20 protein-coding genes are annotated in these 22,729 nt (G+C 52.5%); 2 read left to right on the forward strand and 18 right to left on the reverse strand.

The window, feature by feature from the left end:
* Window positions 1–17: 17 nt before the first annotated feature.
* The 12 genes from IEX77_RS01750 to IEX77_RS01805 all read right to left on the reverse strand — a co-directional run bounded on the left by IEX77_RS01750 (window position 18) and on the right by IEX77_RS01805 (window position 13,463).
* Window positions 18–350, reverse strand: coding sequence for a translation initiation factor (locus IEX77_RS01750; RefSeq protein WP_188807433.1), 333 nt, complete (start codon window positions 348–350; stop codon window positions 18–20).
* 5 nt (window positions 351–355) lie between these two features.
* Entirely contained in the window at window positions 356–829 is a 474-nt protein-coding gene (gene coaD / locus IEX77_RS01755; protein ID WP_188807434.1) for a pantetheine-phosphate adenylyltransferase, read from the reverse strand.
* An 18-nt stretch (window positions 830–847) separates the two neighbouring features.
* A complete protein-coding gene (locus tag IEX77_RS01760; protein ID WP_188807435.1) occupies window positions 848–2,014 on the reverse strand; it encodes a M24 family metallopeptidase in 1,167 nt (388 codons plus the stop codon).
* Window positions 2,015–2,039: 25 nt separating this feature from the next.
* The gene (gene dnaB / locus IEX77_RS01765; protein WP_188807436.1) at window positions 2,040–3,623 is read right to left on the reverse strand and encodes a replicative DNA helicase; all 1,584 of its coding nucleotides are present in this window, start codon (window positions 3,621–3,623) and stop codon (window positions 2,040–2,042) included.
* A gap of 17 nt (window positions 3,624–3,640) precedes the next feature.
* The gene (gene lepA, locus IEX77_RS01770; RefSeq protein WP_188807437.1) at window positions 3,641–5,428 is read right to left on the reverse strand and encodes a translation elongation factor 4; all 1,788 of its coding nucleotides are present in this window, start codon (window positions 5,426–5,428) and stop codon (window positions 3,641–3,643) included.
* An 892-nt stretch (window positions 5,429–6,320) separates the two neighbouring features.
* Window positions 6,321–8,909: an endonuclease MutS2 gene (locus IEX77_RS01775; RefSeq protein WP_188807438.1), complete on the reverse strand. Its 2,589-nt coding sequence runs from the start codon at window positions 8,907–8,909 to the stop codon at window positions 6,321–6,323.
* Window positions 8,910–8,993: 84 nt separating this feature from the next.
* Entirely contained in the window at window positions 8,994–9,575 is a 582-nt protein-coding gene (locus IEX77_RS01780) for a flavin reductase family protein (protein WP_188807439.1), read from the reverse strand.
* Window positions 9,572–10,039, reverse strand: a complete 468-nt coding sequence (pyrI, locus tag IEX77_RS01785) for an aspartate carbamoyltransferase regulatory subunit (protein WP_188807440.1) — start codon at window positions 10,037–10,039, stop codon at window positions 9,572–9,574. Before pyrI ends, IEX77_RS01780 begins: the two co-directional genes overlap by 4 nt.
* 28 nt (window positions 10,040–10,067) lie before the next feature.
* A complete protein-coding gene (pyrB, locus tag IEX77_RS01790; protein ID WP_188807441.1) occupies window positions 10,068–10,982 on the reverse strand; it encodes an aspartate carbamoyltransferase in 915 nt (304 codons plus the stop codon).
* Window positions 10,983–11,262: 280 nt separating this feature from the next.
* Window positions 11,263–12,189 (reverse strand): dihydroorotate dehydrogenase, encoded by a 927-nt coding sequence (locus tag IEX77_RS01795; RefSeq protein ID WP_188807442.1) that lies wholly within the window; start codon window positions 12,187–12,189, stop codon window positions 11,263–11,265.
* A 2-nt stretch (window positions 12,190–12,191) separates the two neighbouring features.
* A complete protein-coding gene (locus IEX77_RS01800; protein ID WP_188807443.1) occupies window positions 12,192–12,968 on the reverse strand; it encodes a dihydroorotate dehydrogenase electron transfer subunit in 777 nt (258 codons plus the stop codon).
* Window positions 12,969–13,025: 57 nt separating this feature from the next.
* Window positions 13,026–13,463: a helix-turn-helix domain-containing protein gene (locus tag IEX77_RS01805; protein WP_229770769.1), complete on the reverse strand. Its 438-nt coding sequence runs from the start codon at window positions 13,461–13,463 to the stop codon at window positions 13,026–13,028.
* Between the two features lie 1,332 nt (window positions 13,464–14,795).
* On the opposite strand from IEX77_RS01805, the gene IEX77_RS01810 reads away from it, so the two are divergent.
* Window positions 14,796–15,503: a DUF4476 domain-containing protein gene (locus IEX77_RS01810; protein ID WP_188807444.1), complete on the forward strand. Its 708-nt coding sequence runs from the start codon at window positions 14,796–14,798 to the stop codon at window positions 15,501–15,503.
* A 114-nt stretch (window positions 15,504–15,617) separates the two neighbouring features.
* Entirely contained in the window at window positions 15,618–17,042 is a 1,425-nt protein-coding gene (locus IEX77_RS01815) for a DUF4476 domain-containing protein (RefSeq protein WP_188807445.1), read from the forward strand.
* 100 nt (window positions 17,043–17,142) lie between these two features.
* Here the strand turns inward: IEX77_RS01815 and IEX77_RS01820 are convergent, their stop codons facing one another.
* The 6 genes from IEX77_RS01820 to IEX77_RS01845 all read right to left on the reverse strand — a co-directional run bounded on the left by IEX77_RS01820 (window position 17,143) and on the right by IEX77_RS01845 (window position 22,722).
* A complete protein-coding gene (locus IEX77_RS01820; RefSeq protein WP_188807446.1) occupies window positions 17,143–17,637 on the reverse strand; it encodes a GNAT family N-acetyltransferase in 495 nt (164 codons plus the stop codon).
* An 86-nt stretch (window positions 17,638–17,723) separates the two neighbouring features.
* Window positions 17,724–18,182 carry an ATP synthase subunit C-like protein gene (locus IEX77_RS01825; protein WP_009432996.1) on the reverse strand — a complete coding sequence of 153 codons (459 nt, stop codon included), beginning with the start codon at window positions 18,180–18,182 and terminating at the stop codon, window positions 17,724–17,726.
* Between the two features lie 38 nt (window positions 18,183–18,220).
* On the reverse strand, window positions 18,221–20,038 hold the full coding sequence (locus IEX77_RS01830; RefSeq protein ID WP_188807447.1) for a V-type ATP synthase subunit I: 1,818 nt from the start codon (window positions 20,036–20,038) through the stop codon (window positions 18,221–18,223).
* Window positions 20,039–20,046: 8 nt separating this feature from the next.
* Window positions 20,047–20,667 (reverse strand): V-type ATP synthase subunit D, encoded by a 621-nt coding sequence (locus IEX77_RS01835; protein WP_060935876.1) that lies wholly within the window; start codon window positions 20,665–20,667, stop codon window positions 20,047–20,049.
* A 22-nt stretch (window positions 20,668–20,689) separates the two neighbouring features.
* Window positions 20,690–21,319 carry a Type 1 glutamine amidotransferase-like domain-containing protein gene (locus IEX77_RS01840; protein WP_262890254.1) on the reverse strand — a complete coding sequence of 210 codons (630 nt, stop codon included), beginning with the start codon at window positions 21,317–21,319 and terminating at the stop codon, window positions 20,690–20,692.
* An 80-nt stretch (window positions 21,320–21,399) separates the two neighbouring features.
* Complete coding sequence (locus tag IEX77_RS01845; RefSeq protein ID WP_188807448.1) at window positions 21,400–22,722, reverse strand: V-type ATP synthase subunit B; 1,323 nt, start codon at window positions 22,720–22,722, stop codon at window positions 21,400–21,402.
* Window positions 22,723–22,729: the final 7 nt, after the last annotated feature.

The following is a 22,729-nucleotide window of genomic DNA, read 5'->3' on the forward strand; positions in this document are numbered from 1 at the left end:
TATGTGTAGTGTGTTAGTTACTTCGTCTTTGTATAGCCCAGAGAAGGAAGGATCGTGAGGAGCTTCTGGCGCTGATCTCCCTGGATGATGATCTCACCGTCCTTGGCCGATCCACCGACGCCACAACGCTGACGTAGTGTCTTGCCCAAGGCCTCAAGATCAGCTGAGCTACCGATAAAGCCCGTAATGAGCGTCACCTCCTTACCTCCACGCTGCTTCTTTGAGAGCGAGAGACGGAGGTGCTGCTCAGCGGCTGGTAGTGTCTCTGGTTCAGCTACCTCGGCTGTCGTGTATTCAAAGTCTGGGTTGGTGCTGTAGAGCACCCCCAAGCGATTCTTCCAGTCCGACATAGTTGCTATACCATAGGTGAGACATCAAGTGAGAAGCCTACGGGCAGGAAGGCTGACACATCCCCTCCATAGTGTAGAAGCTCACGTACAACAGTTGAGCTGATGTGTGTGAAGCGCTGGGAGGCTGGGAGAAGTACCGTCTCCATATCGGCAATGTGACGATTGAGGTCTGCCAGCGTACGCTCGTACTCCATATCTGTACTACTACGGACACCTCTAAGTAGGGCCCCGACCTGAAGCTCCTGAGCCAGAGATACGGTTAGTCCTGTGTAAGTCAAGACGCGCACACGAGGCTCACCTGCATAGTAACGAGAGATCTGCAGCAGGCGCTCCTCTGCAGAGAAGAGGTTGCGCTTCGCATCGTTAGTCCCGATCCCCACGATGACTTCATCAAAGAGACATAGGCCACGTGCCACGATGTCGGCGTGACCACGGGTAAAGGGATCAAAGGATCCTGCGTAGAGGGCAGTGCGTTTCATGTGCGTCATCGAGGAGGTCTATCGCTGTGTCAAATCAATGATTTCCTCAGGAGCAGGTGTGAGGTTCTCTATACCCGTCTCTGTAACAAGATAGGTATTCTCTATGCCAACAGCTCCAATATGGGGGAGGACAAACTTGGGCTCAAAGGCGATGATCATACCTGGTTGCAAGGTATCCTTACTGCGCCCCATCAGTACGGGGAGCTCATTGATCTGTAGGCCCAAGCCATGACCAACGAACTGCGCTTGTAGCTCTGTCCCCATAAAGTAGGGCCCCGCACCAGCTTCCTCTACCATGCGCAGACTCTCATTGTAGAGATCGGCACACGACGTCCCAGGGGCTGCCTTCTGCATCACCTGACGATGGATCTCAAGGCTGAGTTCGTGCAGGCGATAGGCCTCATCTGAGAGGTGCCCGATGGAGTAAGTACGCGTCATATCGGTGCAGTAGACCCCGTAGTTTCCAGCCATATCGACCATCACGGCTTGCCCCTCGCGAAGGGGAGTGCCATTAGAGCCTAAGGGGAGTGCCTGACTACCTGCTCCACCGAGAGCGAAGTCATAGGGGGAAGGAGCGCCTGCATTGTCGCCAGTAAGGAGGCTCCCCATATAGATCTCCATCGCTGAGCCGAAGCAGCGGAAGATACCAATAGATCCTCTACGACGCATCTCCCGCTCAATCTCGATCTGTAGATCTCGATCGGTCATCCCATCTCGGTAGAGAGAAGGGATCGTAGCATAGGTAGCGATATGATGACGTGCTCCCTCACGGATCTGCTCCAGCTCAAGTGGAGTCTTCACCATGCGAACCTCACGAAGGAGTGCCGTCGCATTATGTAGCTCAGCCTTAGGGAAGAGCTTACGCTGTCGCTGGATATCAGAGTAACTCTGCTCATCGAGTTCTAAAGCCACCGAACGTAGGGCAGCGGTATCAATGTACTCTGTGATCTGCTCAATCTTGCGTACATAGTGTACCGCGGCACTCTCGGGATGAAGCTGTGGACGGCGGATAAAGAACTGAGGCTCTCCCTCACGAGGGATGAAAGCAAGACCAGCGAATACCTCTCCGCAGACGTAGAGGAGGTTGACATTAGAGACCACAACGAGAGCCTCAATACCCTGACGCTGAAGAAGCGACTGGAGCTTAGCTACACGAAGACGATAGTCTGGCTGGAGAAATTCCATTGTATATCGGAGAATAGAGGGCTAATTAAAATGGGGTTTCATTGGATGGGAGCGATCCGCTCATAGGGTCAAAGCCTGCATCAAACCCTGTATCTGAAGGTGCAAGGGGATCAGCTGAAGCATCGGCTCCACGGGCACCTCTACCGAGGCGTCCACCACGAGCATGCTTCTCATCAGCACCCAGTTGAGAGAGTTCGCCCTTGGGAGCAAAGCGAGCATAGTCTGCCTTGAAGGCCAGGCGCACATCACCGACAGGACCATTACGATGCTTAGCGATGATGAACTCACCGACACCTCGCAGGTCTTCCCCTGTCTCAGGATCACTGTAGATCTTGTAGTACTCAGGGCGATGGATGAAGCATACGATGTCGGCATCCTGCTCGATAGCACCTGACTCACGAAGGTCTGAGAGCTGTGGACGCTTGCTATTGGCATCACCTCCCTGCAGACGATTCTCTACGCCACGGTTGAGCTGCGAAAGGGCGATGATAGGGATGTTCAGTTCCTTGGCCAGCATCTTCAGCGAACGTGAGATAGTACTGACCTCCTGCTCACGGTTGCCGAAGCTCATACCACTGGCATTCATCAGCTGGAGGTAGTCAATGATGATGATCTTGACCTGATGCTCACGGACAAGACGGCGCGCCTTGGTACGTAGCTCAAAGACCGAGAGTGATGGGGTATCATTGATGTAGAGTGGGGCACCCTCAAGCGTACCTATACGATTGTTGAGACGTGTCCACTCCTCTTCATTGAGGCGGCCACTCTTGATCTTCTGCCCATCGATCTCACAGACGTTGGAGAGGAAACGCTTGACGAGCTGTACAGCACTCATTTCGAGGTTGAAGAGCGCGACAGGTATCTTGTTATCAACTGCCATATACTTTGCCATAGATACGACGAAGGCCGTCTTACCCATAGCTGGACGGGCAGCGATGATGATAAGGTCAGAGTTCTGCCAGCCAGAAGTCATCTGGTCAATGTCTCTAAAACCAGTCGTCAGCCCACTAATCCCTTCCTCTCGGTTTGCCGCTATCTGCATTTCGTTGATAGCACCCTTGACGAGGGGATTGATAGGTACGAAGTCGCGAGTTGAGTTCTGCTGGGCGATCTCAAAGAGCGAGCCTTCCGCCTGCTGGATCTGCTCCTGCACATCGATGACATCCTCATAGGCACCTTTAAGCGTAGAGGTTGCCATACCGATGAGGCGGCGACTGAGCGCCTTGTTATAGAGCACCTCAGCGTGAGCCTCCAGGCTACCTGTAGACATCACCTTGGTTGTCAGACCTGCGATGTAGGCTGCACCACCGATCTCCTCGAGGACGCCCATACGACGTAGTTCCTCGGTTACGGAGAGCATATCGTTGGGCTGCTGAGCCATAGCCAGCGTTACCATCGCAGTATAGATCAGCTCGTGCGTCTTGACGTAGAAGGTCTCAGGGCGGAGCTTCTCACTGACACGCGCATAGGCATCCTTCTCAAGGAGGATTGCTCCGAGGACAGCCTCTTCGAAGTCTGGAGCCTGAGGAGGGATGCGTCCGTCCAGCTCCATCGGCACGACGGGGCTGGGCTTCTTGCTGCTACGCTTCTTTGCCGTTTCTGTGGCCATGGTTGTCTGTGATTAGCTTAGTCAAGCTTGAGGACTGCGAGGAAGGCCTTCTGAGGCACCTCGACCGTACCGATCTGCTTCATGCGCTTCTTACCTTCCTTCTGCTTCTCGAGGAGCTTACGCTTACGGGAGACGTCACCACCATAGCACTTAGCGGTCACGTCCTTACGTACAGCCTTGATGGTCTCACGAGCGATGACCTTAGCACCAATAGCAGCTTGGATAGCGATGTCGAACTGCTGACGTGGGATGAGCTCCTTGAGCTTCTCACACATGCGGCGTCCGAAAGCCACGCTGTTATCGACGTGGGTCAGTGTCGAGAGGGCATCCACAGGATCTCCATTGAGTAGGATATCAAGCTTGGCAAGCTTTGAGGGACGGAAGTCACTGATGTGGTAGTCGAAGGAAGCATAGCCTTTCGATACACTCTTCAGCTTGTCGTAGAAGTCGATGACGATCTCACCCAGGGGCAGATCAAAGAAGATCTCGATACGGTCGCCCGAGATGTACTCCTGCTTGATGAGCTGCCCACGCTTACCGAGGCAGAGCGTCATGATAGGACCGATGTAGGCGGTATTTGTGATGACCGATGCACGGATATAAGGCTCCTCGATGTGGTCAATCGTCGTGATGTCGGGAAGCCCCGAGGGGTTATGTACCTCCTTGCAGACGCCCTTCTTGTCGTAGACCTTGTAGGATACGTTGGGGACGGTCGTGATGACATTCATACCGAACTCTCGGTCGAGTCGCTCCTGAATGATCTCCATGTGCAGGAGCCCAAGGAAGCCGCATCGGAAGCCGAAGCCAAGAGCGATGGAGCTCTCGGGCTGGAAGGTCAGCGAAGCATCGTTCAGCTGGAGCTTCTCCAGCGAAGCACGGAGGTTCTCAAAGTCTTCGCTCTCGATAGGGTAGAGCCCTGCGAAGACCATGGGCTTCACTTCCTCGAAGCCAGCGATAGCTTCCAAAGCACCACCATTGACATGCGTGATGGTATCCCCGACCTTAACCTCACGGCTTGTCTTGATACCCGAGATGATATAGCCCACATCCCCCGTAGAGACCTCCTTGCGTGGCTCCATATCGAGGCGCAGTACGCCGACTTCATCAGCGTCATACTCCTTGCCCGTAGCGATGAACTTCACGTGGTCACCCTTACGGATCTTACCATTCACCACCTTGAAGTAAGCGATGATACCGCGGAAGGGGTTGAAGACTGAGTCAAAGATCAAGCACTGCAGAGGTCCTTCGGGATCGCCCTTAGGAGCAGGGATACGCTCGACGATTGCACGGAGGATGTCATCGACACCCAAGCCCGTCTTACCGCTGGCCCGGATGATCTCCTCACGCTTGCAGCCAAGGAGCTCGATGATCTGATCCTCGACCTCTTCGGGCATAGCACTTGGCAGGTCTACCTTATTGATGATAGGTATGATCTCAAGGTCATGCTCGAGAGCCATATAGAGATTAGAAATCGTCTGTGCCTGAATACCCTGAGCTGCGTCGACGATAAGCAGGGCACCTTCGCATGCAGCGATAGAGCGGGAGACTTCGTAGGAGAAGTCCACGTGCCCTGGGGTATCAATCAGATTGAGTACGTAGTCCTCACCATCGAGCTCGTAGTTCATCTGGATGGCGTGGCTCTTAATGGTGATCCCGCGCTCGCGCTCGAGATCCATATTATCGAGTACCTGCTCCTGAAGATCCTTCCCAGAGACGGTCTGCGTCGTCTCCAGCAAGCGGTCAGCCAGGGTACTCTTCCCATGGTCGATATGGGCTATAATGCAAAAGTTACGTATATGCTTCATCTTGATTACAAAGATACTACTAAGACGGGGAAATAGCCCTATACTTAGGCACATCCACAGAGCTTCCACGGCAAAATCCCCAAGTGACCTCCTACGGGCCTCCTGAGAACTCTTACCGAAAGGGGAATTTTTCCACAAATCGCAGCTCACAGCACAAGGCTCAGAGGAGCTAACCCTCAAACGAGACTGTTGCCTTAGAGTCCTGCCCGCTATTTAGAGTGCTAAGGTATCGCACGCCCAGTCCCCCGATATGCCCCTCCGAAGAGGTCAAGCAAGCCCTTCGCCTTATCACTAGTATTCCTCTTATTCAGCGGAGAGAGAAGTGCCCTTCTCATAAAGAAAAAAGCGCCTTCACGTAGTGGTTTTCCTCTGTCTATGCACGTAGATTTAAAGACCAGGCACGTAAATCCAAATATCCACGTACGTAGATATTAGAACCACGCACGTAGCCCAAACTTATCTGCCACTCGTCCACCACTTTTATCCCTGTGCGGAGCAACAACCTAATATAGGTCACGTCACAAAGCTATATAGCTTCGCGCCGAAAGCTATATAGGAATCCAAGCAAAGCTATATAGGAATCAGTCCAAAGCTATATAGCATTCTTCGCCATCCTATATAGCTCTACGCCACGCACCCATATACCTATTATGAGACCATTGCGCAAGACCACCTCTTCATTACTCGACCTTCTTTCCTCGAAAATCGGAGCCTTTAGGCTGAGACGTTCGAAGGAGAAAAGTGCAAGCTGCGAAGAAATGGCCTTGCGTAATGGTCTCAAAATGTATAGGTTTCGGGCAAGAAACATATACGTATTGTGGCAAGATCGAATACCTGCCATTTAAGCCAGCATTCGGTCTTGCCACAAAAAGGGGAAGGGTAGGGGGCTGAACTATTCCATTTCTACGACCGTGATCCCTGCGCCTCCGAAGCGAACATCCTCATCACGGAAGTGCTGGACACCTCGTACTCCGCTCAGATACGTGCGGATAGATTCACGAAGAGCACCCGTACCCGTCCCGTGTAGGATGCGTACACTGCTTACGCCGAGCTGGAGTGCTTCGTCGACGAAGTAAGCCACAGCATCGACCGCCTCATTGGCACGGAAACCTCTGACGTCGATCTCTTGGCGGAAGGTAAGGCGCTTCTGATGGATCTGGTCAATGATCCCCGAGGAGCGAACGGCCTGAGTGGGTGAAATCTTCTTGCGATGGCGCTCCGCTTCGGCAGGGGAGACCGCATGAAGGCGCTTAACGGGAATGGTGGTCTTTAGCTCTCCAAGAGCCACCGTTGCCTCACGTCCCGAGAGGGAGATAATTGTACCAAGAGCTTTCTGTCCTTCAATACGCACGACACTGCCTTCGGTGAGTGGTGCTGTGAGTAGTGGAGTGGCGGAAGAAGGAGCTTCCTCAGAGGGCTGGTGGAGCTTAGGTAGGGGTTCCTTCCCCTTGGCCTTGCGGTCGGCATGACGCTGACGGCGTGCAAGGAGACGCTCTACCTCACGCTGCGTCTTCTTAGCCCGTGCCAGAGCCTCGGCTTCCTCTTCTGCCGAGAGTCCTTCCTTATAGTCAGCAAGGCGCTGACGGATAATACGCGTCTCATCCTTAGCAGCTTCGGCCTCACGGATCTCACGGATCGTGCGCTCGATCTGTCCGCCCGCCTCTTGGATAAGGCGCTGGGCTTCCTTCTTCGCTTCGGCGATGATGCGCTTACGCTCCTCAGCGATGCGCGTCATCTCCTCGGTGTACTTGCTCGAAGCCTCTTGGAGGAGCTTCTCTTCCTGGCGGATGCTCTGGCGCTTGCTCTCCCAGTAGCGCTTGTCACGTATGACGTCTTGCAGGTACTTGTCCATGTCGATGTAGTCAGCACCGACCGTCTCGCGGACTTCGCTGATGACCTCCTCGGGCAGACCGATCTTGCGGGCGATCTCAATGGCGAAGGAGCTACCAGGGCGACCAATAGAGAGGCGGAAGAGCGGGCGCATCTCGTGGCGGTCATAGAGCATCGCCCCGTTGATAAGGCCAGCATGCTCCTCGGCGTAAGTCTTGAGATTCTGATAGTGCGTGGTGATGACACCGAAGGCACCAGCATCATTGAAGCGATGTAGGAGGGCTTGTGCAATAGCCCCACCGATCGTAGGCTCCGTGCCGCCACCAAATTCGTCGATGAGCAGCAGGCTTCGTGCTCCGCCCTCACGGACGAAGTGCTTCATATTGCGCAGGTGCGAGCTGTAGGTACTCAAGTCATCTTCTATAGACTGCTCATCCCCGATGTCGATGTAGAGACGGTCGAAGATACCGACCGAAGAGTGATCAGCCATAGGGACAGGTACGCCGCATTGTACGAGGTACTGCAGAAGACCGACCGTCTTGAGGCAAACGGACTTCCCCCCAGCATTAGGCCCTGATATCAGGAGGATACGAGCTTCGGGTGCTACCAGTCGGATATCCAAGGGCACGACATTGCGTCCTTGAGCACGTAGCGAACGTAGGAGAAGTGGGTGCTTTGCTCCCCACCATTCGACAATGGGGCTGTCCGAGATGCGGGGACAGATACCGCCTATATCAGCCGCCCAACGAGCCTTTGCACGGACAAAGTCATAGTGCGCGAGGAGGCTATAGGAGGTGAGGAGGTGAGGGATGTTGGGACGAAGACGGCTGGCCACTTCGGTGAGGATGCGGATAACCTCACGGCGCTCCTCACTCTCCAGCTCACGGATATGATTGTTGGCTTCGACCAACTCAACAGGCTCGACATAGACTGTCTTCCCCGTCGCTGACTCGTCGTGAATGATACCACGGAGCTTACGCTTGTGCATAGGGCTCATAGGGATGACCAAGCGACCATCACGTAGGGCAGGCTGTACGTCTTGCTCCACCCATCCCTCACGGCGTGCCGTCGAGAGGATGCGCTGTAGCATACCCGAGAGGCTACGCTCCGTCTCACGAATAGTCTGACGGATGCGTAAGAGATCACGCGAAGCATTGTCACGAAGCTTTCCCTCCTCGGTAAGCAGGGAGCGAAGGTGGCTCTCAATCTTAGGGAAGGAAGGCGTATCCTCAAGCAGCGAGGCAAGGCGAGGATAGGTATAGGCGAAAGTCTCCGCCGCACGCTCGCCCGTCGTATGCTCCTCGAGGAAGAAGCGCTGGAGGCTATGTAGCGTCTCCAGCATACGCAGTAGGTCAAGGAGTTCCTCCTCTTCGATGAACGTACCCTGCGGACGGATGCGACGCAGTACGTCACGGCAGTCCACAAGCGCCAAGGAGGGGAGTGAGGATTCACCCGCCATGATGGTGATCATCTCACGGGTCTCATCCAGCGCCCTTACTATATCTTCTTTATCTGCAGAGGCTTCAAGCGCCTGCATCTCTTCTCTTCCCAGAGAGGATGCACAGTATTCCTCCAGCAGGTGTCTGACCTCACTATAGCCGATCTTCTCAGAGAAGTTATGCGGGTAGACGTCTAATCTATTTATCTCCATGTAGTGTCCCAAAGATAGGGGGCAGGTCGGCAGTGCGATCTACCCCCATAGTTGGTTGTATTGCTCTATATTAAGTAAGAAGGCTCAGCGGCGCTTGGTCTTCTTCTTACGTACGGACCAGCCGAAGTGGCCTATATATTCGCCCAAGCCGAAGTACTCGCCGTGGGCATAGACCAAGAGACCTGCGCGCTTCATATCAAAGGCCCCCGTCTCAGGATCAATGTACTGCTCGTCAGCTCGTACCCCGACGATATCCGCGAGGAAGAGATCATGACTCCCGAGAGAGGTAATCTCACGCACACGGCACTCTAGGCTAATGGGTGACTCTTCGATAAGTGGCACTCCCAGCACTGTGCCTTCTTCCTTCGTGAAGCCACAGGCAGCGAACTTATCTTCGCGCCTTCCTGATACGACACCACACCAGTCCGTCTCTCGGGCCATCGACACAGTAGAAAGGTTGATACCAAAGGCACCTTGCTCCTTGATGATGCTGTGTGAGTGACGCTCAGGGCGTATCCCGACGACACACATCGGGGGATTGGTACATGCCGTACTCACCCATGAGGCGGTCAGGATATTAGCTCCGCCATCCTCCATCGTGCCGCAGCTGATGAGGACAGCGGGTAGGGGATAGATAAGTGTTCCGGGCTTCCAGTCTACTCTCATAGTAGCTCGACCTCCTCAGCACGCGTCTTTCGTCCACAGTAGTGACACTCTAAGAGGCACTTCTGATCTGAGTCCTCCTCGGTAGACACATGGAAGCGCGTCTGCATGGGCTCAGCGTTGGTGATGCACTTGGGGTTGGGGCAGCGAACTAAACCCTTGACCTCACTGGGAAGAGCTACCTGACGCTTCTCCGTGACCTGGTAGTCACGGATGACATTGAGATGAACCTCGGGGGCGAGTAGGGCGATCTTGTCGATCTCTTGGGAGGAGACGAAGTGGTCAGCCATCTTGATGATCCCCTTGCGCTTGTGACGGGCACTCATGAGGTTGTTACCAATCGTCACAGGAGTCGTCAGCGCGTCAAGACGGAGAAGTGCCACGATCTTGAAGAGTTTCTCTGCGGGTATATGGTCTAAGACAATCCCATTACGGATCGCCTCGACGAGCATCTTGTCTTTGTTCATAGCTTATCTAATAGGAGGCGTGGGAAGGTTAGTCATTGACCTCAAGGCCGAGGACTTCGCAGAGGATGGACTGACGGACATATAGCCCGCCTTGTGCTTGCTCTACATAGTAAGCGTAGGGCGTGTCGTCCACATCTTGAGCGATCTCGCCGACACGAGGTAGGGGATGAAGGATACGCAGGTGTTCTCGACAACCCTCCAGCATTGCAGCGGTAAGGACATAAACATTCTTCACACGCTCATATTCCTCGAGATCGATGAAGCGCTCTCGCTGTACGCGTGTCATATAGAGGACGTCAACACTTCGGATAACCTCGGGTGTGAAGTCCGTCGTCTCTGTAAACGGAATACCTGCACGGCGACAGAAGTCCTTGCACTCCTCGGGCATCATAAGCTCAGGGGGAGAGACAAAGATGAAGTGAGGGCGGAAGGGAGCCATACCCACAATGAGAGAATGCACGGTACGGCCATACTTCAGGTCACCAACCAATGCAATGGTCTTATCGTAGAGAGTGCCCTGCGTCTTGCGTATCGCATAGAGGTCCAGCAGGGTCTGCGAGGGATGCTGGTTAGCACCATCTCCCGCATTGACGATGGGGGCACGCCCGAGCTCAGAAGCATAGAGTGCAGCTCCCTCAAGGTAGTGGCGCATCACGATGGCATCAGCATAGTTACCGACCATAGAGATGGTATCCTTGAGGGATTCGCCCTTAGCCGAGCTTGAAGTTGCTGCATCAGAGAAGCCGATGACACGACCTCCCAGGCGATTTACAGCGGTCTCGAAGCTTAATCTGGTCCGTGTAGAGGGCTCAAAAAAGAGGGTTGCGATGACGCGCCCCTCAAGAAGCTTGCGATTGGGATTCTGCTCAAAGAGAGCTGCTCGATCAAGGAGCCGAAGGATATCCTCTGTAGAGAGTTGGTTGATCGATACTAAGTGCTTCATAACTCTGTCGTATAGTCCATGGTGCTAATCATGATATGTCTTAGCACCATACAAAGATACTCAGATTATGAAGAAGCCTGCTCATGCTATACTTGGAAGCAGTAGAGTAGAGACCTCCTTCATGGAGCTTTCCTTGCCAAACAACACCGCCTTCCGAATAAATTAAACATAACACATAGACTGGTGCACACAAGGCAATTTTAATGAGCAGCTCGGGCTTAGACGATACCTTATATATAGAGGGAAATTCCTCTATGTTGGCCGTATCCTAAAACAGAGTTTACGACTTCTTAGTGATCTGCAGGGCACCAATCAGATCATTTATATCCGTGAAGCCATGGCGACGCATATAGTCCTCGATGCCGTCGACGATCTGAGTGGTTACGGAAGGATCCACGAAATTGTACGTACCGACTTCGACGGCTGAAGCCCCTGCGAGCAAGAATTCAATCGCATCCTTAGCCGAGGAAATGCCCCCCATACCGATGATGGGAACCTTCACCGCCTGAGCCGTCTGCCAGACCATGCGCAGGGCTATGGGCTTCACCGCTGGGCCAGAGAGTCCACCCGTAATAGTCGAAAGTACCGGACGGCGCTTCTCTGCGTCAATGGCCATCCCCAGGAGTGTGTTGATCATTGAGATCGAGTCAGCCCCTTCAGCTTCGACAGCTCGTGCGATCTCCGTGATGTCAGTGACATTGGGCGACAGCTTCACGATGAGCGTCTTATCATAGACCGCACGCACCGCACGGACGACAGAGGCGGCTCCAGCACACGTCACACCAAAGGCCATTCCACCCTCCTTCACATTGGGGCACGATATATTGAGCTCGATAGCAGGGATCCTCTCTAAGTCGTTGATCTTCTCAGCTGTCTCGATATAATCCTCGACTTGCGAGCCACTGACATTGACGATCATCGCTGTGTCATAGCCTGATATCGTGGGATAGATATGCTCGCAGAAGTAGTCTACCCCCTTGTTCTGCAGTCCGACGGCATTGAGCATACCCGAAGGGGTCTCTGCCATGCGGGGATAAGGGTTTCCCTGACGAGGATGTAGCGTCGTTCCCTTGACGAGAACCCCACCAAGACGGTTGAGGTCGATGAAGTCTCCGTATTCGAGCCCATAACCAAAGGTCCCAGAGGCGGTCATCACGGGATTCTTAATCGTGAGCCCTCTGCCGATATGTACTTGTGTCTTGAGCATGATTAGTCTTTCTTGACAAGCTTAGAATTAAAGACGGGGCCTTCGGTACACACGCAAGTATTCCCTTTCCCTTCGAGATCTTCTACACAGCATAGGCAAGCTCCGATACCGCATACCATACTGTTCTCCAGCGAGACTTCGCAGTCAATACCGCGCGCCTCAGCCACCTTTGCCACAGCGATCATCATGACCTTAGGGCCACAAGTAAAGACGCGGTCAAACGACCCTTCGTGCAGGATCGGATGATCTGTCACGCGACCCTCAACCCCCAGTTCGCCACTATCAGTCGTGTAATAGACATCGCCAAGAGCCGCAAACTCCTCACGGAGTACAATGTGTCCTGCGGTACGTCCTCCAAGAAGAATCGTAGGACGGACACCTCGCTCAGCGAAGGTACGAGCCAAGAAGAGCATAGGGGCTATACCGACACCGCCACCGACCAGCAGTGGACGCTCGACGCCCTCTACACTAAAGGTATTGCCCAGCGGAATAAGCAGATCCAGCTCTGTGCCGTCTGCAAGCCCTGTAAGGATGGAGGTCCCTTGCCCAACTCGCCCGATAAGTAGCCAAAGCTCGCGGCGCTCAGGATACACATTACATATAGATATAGGACGACGTAGAAGGACGAAGCCCCTTGGGACCGCAACTTGGACGAACTGCCCAGCTGCCATAGCGGGGAAGGTGCCTGCGGCCTCGGGAAGTTGCAGCTTCAGCAGGTAATTACCCGCACCCAGAGCCTGAGTGGAGAGAAGCGTAAACCGAAGAGAATACTTTTTCATAGAGTGAGATACCGTGACTTAGATACACAAAGATACGCAGAATCCTGTGCCCTACAGCTACTCCTCGGTGTCTTTGAAAGTCGCGAAACTATTGTCGTCGTAGAAGACAGTTATATGGGCAATTCCCTTCTCTCTACGCTCTCGCACCTCAGCCTTTAGGCGTGCTATCTCCTCTGCTTGAGCTTGAAGTATCGCGCGAAGGGTCTCTTTTTCCTCCCCCTTCACTCCCGTAGAAGCAAAGAGGTCCCGTCCCGAATCATTTGACACACTAGACACCCCAAAGACAAACTCCTCGGGACTCATAATGTCGGAGAAGTGCTCAACGATCTTGTTTATTGTCGCCACATTGATCTGTTGCTTCTCATTGAGATTGAGGGATAGCGTCGCAGGAGCAATTCCAGCCTTCATCGCAAAGTCTCTTGATGTAAGCCCGCTCCTATCAACGACCTCTTTAAGGCGTTTTGTTATGGCTGATAGGTCTATATACTCTGACATAATGACCGCTTGAATTATAATTTCGAATTACAAAACAAAGATAGCGATTTAAATTCAACCGTATGAATATCGCACATTTTGGATTTAAATCCTTTCAGGTAAGCCCAGCTTCATATCCTCAAAACCATGACCATCCTACGCCCAAAACAGCTACAAGCTTTGCTTTACGGAATAACAGCAATCAACTCTTTTACAGGTAGATACAACTACAAAAACAAAGTGCAATGGAGGCAAAACACGGGCTATCCTCTCTATACCTACACCTACAACTTCACACATCAATACATAATCATTTGATTATTAGCACATAGGCATGCACAGTGCAAAGAGCAGCAGCAATCCGCTTTGCTTTCATGAAATATTAATTTGAATATCTGTAGCACTCCCCTACCCATCCTGCGAATTCGTGTTTGTAAATTAAAATCGAAGAGGGAATTCAACGTGTAGGATTCTCCGTGCGAAGTAAATTTAGACGAGCAAACACAGTGACATATTGACACCACTAAAATTCGTACGCAGAGGCATGATCAAGGGGATGGTAAAGGCTGGGTATCATGGGAAGGAAGATCGCGGCTTAGAGGGCTTTTATGGAATTGGCGATTCATACCCAAAGAAACTTTGCTGAGGTAAAGCATCCAAATGAGACTGTTGCTGAGAGTCCGGCCCTCTATTTAGAGTGCTAAGGCATCACACGCCCAGCTCACACCGATATGCCTCTCCGAAGGGATACGCAAGCCCTTCACATTATCATTATCGCGCGCATTCTTCTTATCCAGCGGAGGGAAAAGTATCCTTCTCATGAAGAAAAAAGCGCCTTCTCGTAGTGGTTTTCCTCTGTCTACGTACATAGTCTTAAAGACCAGGCACGTAAATCCAAATATCCACGTACGTAGATATTAGGACCACATACGTAGTCCAAACTTATCTGCCGCTCGTCCATAACTTTTATCCCGACGCAGAGAAACAACCTAATAGAGGTCACTTCACAAAGCTATATAGGGATCAGTCCAGAGCTATATAGCTTTCTTCACCATCCTATATAGATCTACCCACACACCCATATACCGATATATGGGACCATTGAGCAAGCGGACCTCTTCATTACTCGTTCCTTCTTCCTTCGGAAATCGGAGCCTTTAGGCTGAGAAGTTCGAAGGGGGAATACGTGAAAAAGCAGCATTCACATCGCCATAGATTTGACTTTTTAACATGAAACCATCCAAAGTATAGGATATTTGGTAAAGATGATTTAACTTTAGCGACAGATAGAGCACCCTTTGACAGAGGGATCTGCTCGTTTTTGATGTCTCACCTATATATATTGTATAGCGTATGAAGAAGATCATTGCATTGCTCAGCGCAGCATCGCTTCTCACCCTCAGCTCGTGTGACCTGGCTATGCTGGGTGAAGGAACTATGGGACGCCGTGATACACAGCGCATTGAGCGTGGCATGAGCCAAGAGCAAGTATATTCGCTCATGGGACGCCCCACTTACCGTCGATTCGGAGACAACGGCATCGAAGAATGGGAATATCATAAGTCAGGCCTCTTCGAAAAGCGGATCACTGTCATCAGCTTTTCCTCTGGACGTGTCGTGCGTATGAATACGTACAATGGAGACTACAATGACTCCGATCGTGGACGCTATCCAAGTCAACGGGGGAACTATCCCTACGGCAATGGTGATTATGGAGGCTACGGTGGCAATGGTGGATACGGAGACTATGATGACTATGGGGACTACCGCAGTGACCGCCAGAATGATCAGTGGTTCAGTCAGGTCTATCGCGAGGTCCAGCGGCAGACATTCACAGATGACAAGATCCGCTATATCCGTGATGTGGCCCGTAGGAACCGATTCACGACGCAGCAGACGATCAAGCTACTCCGTCTTTTCAGCTTCGATGAAGAGAAGCTCAAAGTCTTGGCTTGTGTAGCCTCAGGACTTCGTGATCCACGGAACTCCTATCGTATCGTTGATCAGTTCTCTTTCTCCAGTTCTCAGCAGGAGGCACGTCGCCTCTTGGGTATCATTTGATGAGCCTATCTTGAGAGCTTCGCCTCTCTTATCCGCAAGGAGCCTCCTCTTTGAGGGCTATCCCATAGAGGGGGCTCCTCGCATATATACCGACACATCCACACATCATACACTATGAAGACCATTACAAGCCTCGCCGCTACTGTCGGCATCGTCATCACCATCAGCTCTTGTGGCCTCGGCAAAATACGCCAAGGAGTCAATAAGATCGAGCGTGGGATGACTAAGGAGCAAGTGACCTCACTCTTAGGTGCACCTCTCAATCGTAGTATCCAAGCCGATCAATCTGAGCTTTGGGAATACAACTTCTCAGACTTCCCAGGTAATTCAATCTCGGTGCATGTGACCTTCGTCAATGATCGCGTGAGTCAGTTTGATAGCAAGGAAAATGCCCCCTCCCCAGCCCGGACTACCACCTATCCTGAGACAGCGCCCGTCATCATTGCATCCCCCCATCCTCAGCCAACCTATCCGTATCCCAGCGATAGGCAGTACCCCGACCCAGGGTACTATCCTGGACGAGGCTATAGCGATCCCTACGGAGACGATGCTCGGGCATTTGAGCTCTTCTATCGCGATGTACAAGAGCTGATCTTCACGGGGGATCAGATTCGCTTCATCGAAGAGGTAGCTCGACGGAGCTACTTCACTACAGAGCAAGCAGCACGCCTTATCAATCTATTCTCTGACACACAGCAGCGACTCAATGTCCTACGCGCCTTAGCTCCTCGCTTACGAGACGTGTACAATTCACCCTACCTACTTGACCTCTTTCGCTACGGAGATCGTGAGAGAGCAGAGCGTATCCTCCGACAATTCGGACCGACTATTCCCCGCCAGTATGACCCGCGCTATGGGGGGCAGATACCTCGAGAAGAGGACTTCGAAGAGTTCCTACGAGGGATCAATCGACTATCATTCCCGAAGGATCAGATCCGCTATGTACAAGATGCTGCGCGCTTCAATACCTTTACGGTACGCCAGACAGAGCGTATTCTGAAGCAGTTTAACTGGGATGAAGAGCGCTTACAGGTCCTCGAGGCCATAGCTCCACACCTACGTGACGGGTACAACGCCTACCGACTCATCGAATGCTTTGACTTCCTGGATGCGCAAGAGAAGGCACGACGTCTTCTCGGTCTCTCACAGAGTGGACGCTACCGAGGCTACCTCAGCTCATCTCGCAGTACAAGCAATGAGGATTATGGTGCAGGTATCCTCGAGCGCATGCAGCAGAATCAGGATGCCATCATGGATAAGATGACGTGGTATCAGCCTCTGCTCACCAAGCTGAGCTTGACCTACGAGCAGGGAGAGCGAATTCGCATCCTTCGCTCGGAGCTTACGGGTCACAAGATCAGTATAGAGCAAGGCGTCGAGCTTCTCTCGCGCTACTTCTCTGGGGATGAACTGCGACTGCAAGCGCTGGAGCTTATCGCCCCCCAACTCAATGAGAGCGAAGCCTCCCGAGCCCGCTTCTTGGATCTCTTCACTTATGCTGAAGCTAAGTCGCGTGCCAGCTATCTTCTAAGGCTATAAGGGAGCTACCCCATTCCCTAAAGTAAAGAAGCCTGCCTCACGATAGAATTCGTGAGGCAGGCTTCTTTATTTCAAAACCATCTAACGTAGAAGATGCGACCTATCCTTTAAGCGACTTCTGATAAGCTATACGCGGGCTACCGTCAGCTACATATATCGTTCCACAAGGGACGAAGCTCTCTGCCACGAGAAGCTGACGCATAGGAGCATTGTCTTCATGGGTATCAACTCTGATCTCAGAGCAATGCTTAGAAGCAAATGCAAGGCATTCACGAAAGAGGCCTCGCACACGTCCATCGGAGGCTAAGCGATGGATGACGCCATAAGGGTTATCATTGAGCCATCGCCCTTCGATATGCTGATAGCTTGGCTCCTCTTCGACAGCAAAGTAAAAGGTGCCGACGAGCCCCGCATACTCGGGAGCCACACAGACATAGCTATGGCCACGAGCGATATCCGAGCTAAGCTGTTCAGCCGATGGGTAGCCCTCAGGCCACTGCGAGGGATTGCCGCGCTCAACCATGAATGCTCGCGCCGCTGCGATAAGACGCAGGATCTCGGGCAGGTCCTCTGGAGTACTCTGACGTATCACCATAGCATAGCGGTAAAAAGACCTCAGGGCTACCCCACAGCGAAGTCGGGTAGCCCTGAGGCAGATATTTATAGTGCGATTTCGTTCCCTTAGAAGGAGCCTACGATGAGGATCGTCACCAGAAGGGCAAGGATCGCGTAAAGCTCAGGGAAGACGGCCATGACCATCGTAGCGCTGAAGACGTTCTCACCATTCCCGATAGCCTGGATCCCGTTAGCGCAGACCTGAGCCTGGCGGATCGCAGAGTAAGCACCTACGATACCGAGGATGATCCCAGCAGCGAGGATAGCCCAAGCGGCATAGATCGATACAGGGCCAGCAGCGACGAGCTTGTCGAGAGCAGCCTTAGCCATGAAGAAGCCGACGAAGCCGTACAGCCCCTGAGAGCTAGGGAGTGCGGAGAGCCCGATATACTGCCCGAGGGCATCTGGGTTCTTCTTCATCGCACCGACAGCAGCGTTACCGCAGATCGTCACACCGATGCTACTACCGATACCCGTCAGACCAACCATCAGCACAATGCCGAGGAAAGATAACATCTCATTCATAATCGTTACTTGTGTTTAAGAGAATATTTAGTTTGTTTTTACTTACGTGTGAAAGGGGTGTAGGGCTTACCGCCACCTTCGAACTCACTGTTCTTGTAGTACTCTACGAAGGTCAGACGTAGTGGGTGTACAAAGGCACCGATCATAGCGATACCGAAGTTGATCCCATGCCCGAAGAGTAGGACGAGGAGTGCCATGACCCAGCCGATGATGTAGCTGAATACACTTGCACCGCTCCCCGCCTCAGGGACGCATGACATGGCGAGCTGATTGAAGACACTCCCGAGGATACCACCCGTCAGACCGATAGCGAAGAGACGGATATATGAGAGCGAGTCCCCGAGAAGACCTGAGGCTGTCTCATAGGTGCTCCAAAGCCCTGAACCGAAGTTGATGAAGGGGTTCTTCCCAGGGCTATTGTAGAAGAAGGCAACGAGCACCGAGAGACCAGCTATACCATAGAGAATATAGGTCACAGGCTGTGGAAGTGTGATCGATGCCTTTGGCAAGGCGTAGATCAAGCCTACAGCTACGAGCAGGAGTACCCAAGCATAGCCAGCCAAGGAGTGACGCCAGCCCTTCTGAAGACCTTTCTTATAGGCCCCAATAGTCTTACCAAGGAGGATCTGTACCAAGCCGATGATGACAGAGATCATCATCATATTATCCTGGTTGAAGATGTACGCCTTGTTGTGAGCCCAGGGCAGCTCGACACCGAAGATCCCCCCCATAAGCATACCGACAACGAAGGCACCACCACCCAGCCATTGGCCAAGGCCCAAGAGGCTTGTGTCTCCACCTTTGCTACGCAGGCGGAAGTAGGTACATACGGCGAAGAGTAGAAGACCATACCCAGCATCCCCGAAGCACATGCCAAAGAAGAGCATGAAGAAGGGGGCGATGAGATATGTCTGGTCAATCTCTTGGTAGTTCGGCAGTGAGAAGAGGCCTGTAATGAACTCGAAGCAGCGTGCGAATGCATTATTCTTCAGCTGGATGGGCACACGCTCCATCTCGGGATCAAAGTCGACTTGACGGAAATAGTAGCCAGCTTCTTCCAGTGCAGCTTCAAAGGCTGGAGCATCGTCCGTAGGTACAAAGCCCTCCAGCAGAAGGAGCTTCTCATCAGCAAGGCGCTCCCCTTGGAGTCGCGTACGGCCGAAGGTAAAGCGGTTCTCCAGTAGGAGATCATAGCTGGCGAGCTGATCCTGCCAAAGCTTAGTCTGCTCGGTGAGCTTCTCCAGCTGCTGAGCTCGTGCAGCCTCAGCTTCAGCTACAAGTCCCTCGAGTTCTGCAATGCTACGTTTGGGAGTGGCAACATGCTCAGCCTCTGGTAGAGTCTGTGAAGCTCCAGCAGCATGTAGATGAACGAAATAGACTCGACCTGAGAGCGTGGCAACGGGCACGACATCATACTCCGCTTCGAATGCCTCGGTAAAGCGCGCTTGAGGAATCGTGAAGAAGCTAAGAGCGTAGCCAGCTTCTGATAGCTGACTAACCGCAGCTAGATCAAAAGCCCCCCAAGGACGGACTTCGGTTGCTTCGAGACGAAGAGCTGCCAGCTCCTCATCTTGGACTGACAAGCGCCTCAGTTCTCCCTCGATCTCAGATATCAGAGCTTCACCCTCCGCCTCATTTTTGATGGGCTGGGAAAGCTCAGCTGCTTCGTCTGTGATATAGGGACGCAGGGCGCACAAGGTATCCTTGATATGGGTACGCTCGGAGAGAATGCTACGTAGCTCCTCGACCTCACGACTATCCTTCTGTTCATTAACATGTAGGACACCCAGGCTGCGTAGCTTGTGAAGGAAGCCTTCATAGTCCGAATGAAAGACCAGGAAGGCATATTTATTCATTGACCTAATCATTGTGCAGCCTCCTCTTCTTCTTTCTGTTTACGCAGCTCGATGTTAGTGCGCATAATCTTCTGCGAGGCCTTCGATAAGCTCTCCTCATCTTCGAGGAAGCGCTTGATCTTACGGATCGCATCCTGATAACCAGGGATCTGAACCTTCTCGAAGAGATTTACCTTCTGCGTGGTCTTCTTTCGAGCGTGCTCGAGGTACTCCATCTTCAGGCGGAGAAACTCTGCCTCGATACCAGTAGTTGCAAGAGTCTTGAGGAGCTCAATACCCTCTGCCCACCAACTTGGTGCATTGAAGATACTGAAGGGGCGTACCTCATAGTGAATACCATCAAGCACTGGGAGTAGAACCCCTGCAATCTTCTTCATCGACAGATCCACGCGATCGACAGTGATGAGCGAAGCATCAAATTCGTCCCACAGGCTGACCATTCCCTGGTATCCCCGCAGTTCTTGCTCGAGCTTCTCCTCGAGGAGATCCACCTCACGCTTGGTCTGCTTGACCTGCTGACGTAGGGCGCTCTCCTTACTCTTGATAGTGGGTAAGGTACGCAGGCGCATCTTCAGCGCCTTCTCCTGTTGTTGTAGTGAGGTCTTATTGTATTGGAATCGTATCGCCATAAGACGTTTAATGTCTAACTAGTTATTCCTTAGTTATGATGGAGAGCTCTCGGCCCCGGACAATTATCGCCTGATGGTTCGTGATCGGCACGAGAGAGAGCCGGCCTCCATACGTAGCGAGTACAGTCTCTCCTATTTCGACGAAGGGGAAGCACTGGTAGTGAGGCAAAGGATACTTCTCAATCAAGCCTAGTGCAGCAAAGGAGGTCAGCTCGGGAGCAGCCTGAGTCTCATTCATTAACTGAACATACTCAATGCTTGGAGCAAGAATCATCGCCCCAGCCGACTCCCCTATATAGGGCTTCCCTGTCTCGATCTCCCGCTGGATAAGCTTATCCGCCCCCTTGCGCTTCAGCTCCTGAAGGAGGAAAAAGGTATTTCCTCCTGAAATGTAGATAAGATCCCCACGATAGAGTGAGGCCTCAATCTCCTCGGCTGAAGCCTCTGCGACATCCAAAAGTTCGACTCTCAGCCCCAATGTCTCCAAAGCCTCTCGCCCCAGCCCAACATACTCAGTATAGGACTCCGGGATGCTAGCTGTGGGGATGAAGGTGACGACCTTCTCTTGCAGCTCCATAGGGCAAGCATGCTCTAGTAGAGGAGCTACATCGGCGAAAGAGGAGCAGAGGAACATAAAAATATTTGAGTTCATTCTCTGTCTTATTTGACTCTACCAGCTAGACCTATAGGGAGTGATGGCTCCCCATGGGCAAACATATTATCGCGAGCTTTTTAGGCTTTAGGCCAGTAAGTATCGATGAGTGATTGCTTGATATTGACTTCTGCAGGGCGGAAGTACTTACCGAAGAGTCCCCATGCAGTGTCGAGCATTCCTTCGATATCGACGTTGACGTCGATGGCAAGGAGCTCACGCGAATAGTCCGCAGCGAAGCGAAGTGTACGCTCGTCGTAGTCCGTTAGGTCGAAACCATTCTCCATCTTCGTCTGAGCACCTGCGGCATCGGAGAAAAGACGGACAGCGGCATTCATCACCTGTGGGTGATCCTCACGTGTCTTCTTCCCGATGACAAGCTGCTTGAGTCGAGAGAGCGAGCGGAAGGGGTCAATGATGACCTTACCCACATTGGAGTCACGACGCAGGTAGAGCTGACCTTCGGTAATGTACCCCGTATTGTCAGGTACAGCATGTGTGATATCACCTCCAGAGAGCGTCGTCACAGCAATGATTGTGATCGAACCTCCATCGGGGAACTGCACAGCCTTCTCATAAATCTTAGCAAGGTCTGAGTACAGCGAACCTGGCATTGAGTCCTTAGAGGGGATCTGGTCCATACGGTTGGAGACGATAGCCAAGGCGTCGGCATAGTTTGTCATGTCCGTCAGAAGTACCAGGACCTTCTCCTTCTTTTCAACCGAGAAGTACTCAGCAGCCGTCAGAGCCATATCTGGAATGAGGAGGCGCTCAACGGAGGGGTCTTCAGTCGTATTGATAAAGCTGATAATACGGTCCAAAGCACCTGCATTGCTGAAGGTATTCTTGAAGAAGAGGTAGTCGTCATTCGTCATACCCATCCCCCCGAGAATAATCTTATCGCTCTTAGCTCGGAGTGCCACCATCGCCATGACCTCATTAAAGGGCTGGTCAGGGTCAGCAAAGAAGGGGATCTTCTGACCGGTGACGAGAGTATTATTGAGGTCAATCCCTGCAATACCCGTAGCGATCAGCTCAGAGGGTTGCTCACGACGCACGGGGTTCACTGATGGACCACCAATTTCCACCTCACGCCCCGTGACTGCGGGACCACCATCAATAGGCTCACCATAGGCATTGAAGAAGCGTCCGATGAGCTGATCTCCGACCTGGAGCGAAGGGGCCTTCCCGAGGAAGATCACTTCAGCATTGGTAGGGATCCCTTCTGTACCACCGAAGACCTGCAGTGTTACCTCATCTCCCATGATGCGGACGACCTGTGCCAGACGGCCACCAATGGTAGCCAGCTCTTCATTACCTACTCCCGTAGCACGAAGCATACAGGTAGCCTTGGTGATGTTTTCTATCTTGGTATAAATCTTTTGAAATGCTTTTGCTGCCATAGCGCTG

Source organism: Porphyromonas pasteri, assembly GCF_014647755.1.
Taxonomy (GTDB): domain Bacteria; phylum Bacteroidota; class Bacteroidia; order Bacteroidales; family Porphyromonadaceae; genus Porphyromonas; species Porphyromonas pasteri.

Excerpts from the sequence above, each read along its gene's own strand:
- IEX77_RS01775 (WP_188807438.1), bottom strand. The coding sequence starts at position 8,909 with ATGGAGATAAATAGATTAGACGTCTACCCGCATAACTTCTCTGAGAAG.
- IEX77_RS01830 (WP_188807447.1), bottom strand. The coding sequence starts at position 20,038 with ATGAATAAATATGCCTTCCTGGTCTTTCATTCGGACTATGAAGGCTTC.
- IEX77_RS01820 (WP_188807446.1), bottom strand. The coding sequence starts at position 17,637 with ATGGTGATACGTCAGAGTACTCCAGAGGACCTGCCCGAGATCCTGCGT.
- IEX77_RS01835 (WP_060935876.1), bottom strand. The coding sequence starts at position 20,667 with ATGGCGATACGATTCCAATACAATAAGACCTCACTACAACAACAGGAG.
- IEX77_RS01800 (WP_188807443.1), bottom strand. The coding sequence starts at position 12,968 with ATGAAAAAGTATTCTCTTCGGTTTACGCTTCTCTCCACTCAGGCTCTG.
- pyrI (WP_188807440.1), bottom strand. The coding sequence starts at position 10,039 with ATGAACAAAGACAAGATGCTCGTCGAGGCGATCCGTAATGGGATTGTC.
- IEX77_RS01760 (WP_188807435.1), bottom strand. The coding sequence starts at position 2,014 with ATGGAATTTCTCCAGCCAGACTATCGTCTTCGTGTAGCTAAGCTCCAG.
- dnaB (WP_188807436.1), bottom strand. The coding sequence starts at position 3,623 with ATGGCCACAGAAACGGCAAAGAAGCGTAGCAGCAAGAAGCCCAGCCCC.
- IEX77_RS01815 (WP_188807445.1), top strand. The coding sequence starts at position 15,618 with ATGAAGACCATTACAAGCCTCGCCGCTACTGTCGGCATCGTCATCACC.
- IEX77_RS01810 (WP_188807444.1), top strand. The coding sequence starts at position 14,796 with ATGAAGAAGATCATTGCATTGCTCAGCGCAGCATCGCTTCTCACCCTC.
- IEX77_RS01795 (WP_188807442.1), bottom strand. The coding sequence starts at position 12,189 with ATGCTCAAGACACAAGTACATATCGGCAGAGGGCTCACGATTAAGAAT.
- IEX77_RS01825 (WP_009432996.1), bottom strand. The coding sequence starts at position 18,182 with ATGAATGAGATGTTATCTTTCCTCGGCATTGTGCTGATGGTTGGTCTG.
- IEX77_RS01750 (WP_188807433.1), bottom strand. The coding sequence starts at position 350 with ATGTCGGACTGGAAGAATCGCTTGGGGGTGCTCTACAGCACCAACCCA.
- IEX77_RS01780 (WP_188807439.1), bottom strand. The coding sequence starts at position 9,575 with ATGAGAGTAGACTGGAAGCCCGGAACACTTATCTATCCCCTACCCGCT.
- lepA (WP_188807437.1), bottom strand. The coding sequence starts at position 5,428 with ATGAAGCATATACGTAACTTTTGCATTATAGCCCATATCGACCATGGG.
- IEX77_RS01805 (WP_229770769.1), bottom strand. The coding sequence starts at position 13,463 with ATGTCAGAGTATATAGACCTATCAGCCATAACAAAACGCCTTAAAGAG.
- pyrB (WP_188807441.1), bottom strand. The coding sequence starts at position 10,982 with ATGAAGCACTTAGTATCGATCAACCAACTCTCTACAGAGGATATCCTT.
- IEX77_RS01845 (WP_188807448.1), bottom strand. The coding sequence starts at position 22,722 with ATGGCAGCAAAAGCATTTCAAAAGATTTATACCAAGATAGAAAACATC.
- coaD (WP_188807434.1), bottom strand. The coding sequence starts at position 829 with ATGAAACGCACTGCCCTCTACGCAGGATCCTTTGATCCCTTTACCCGT.
- IEX77_RS01840 (WP_262890254.1), bottom strand. The coding sequence starts at position 21,319 with ATGAACTCAAATATTTTTATGTTCCTCTGCTCCTCTTTCGCCGATGTA.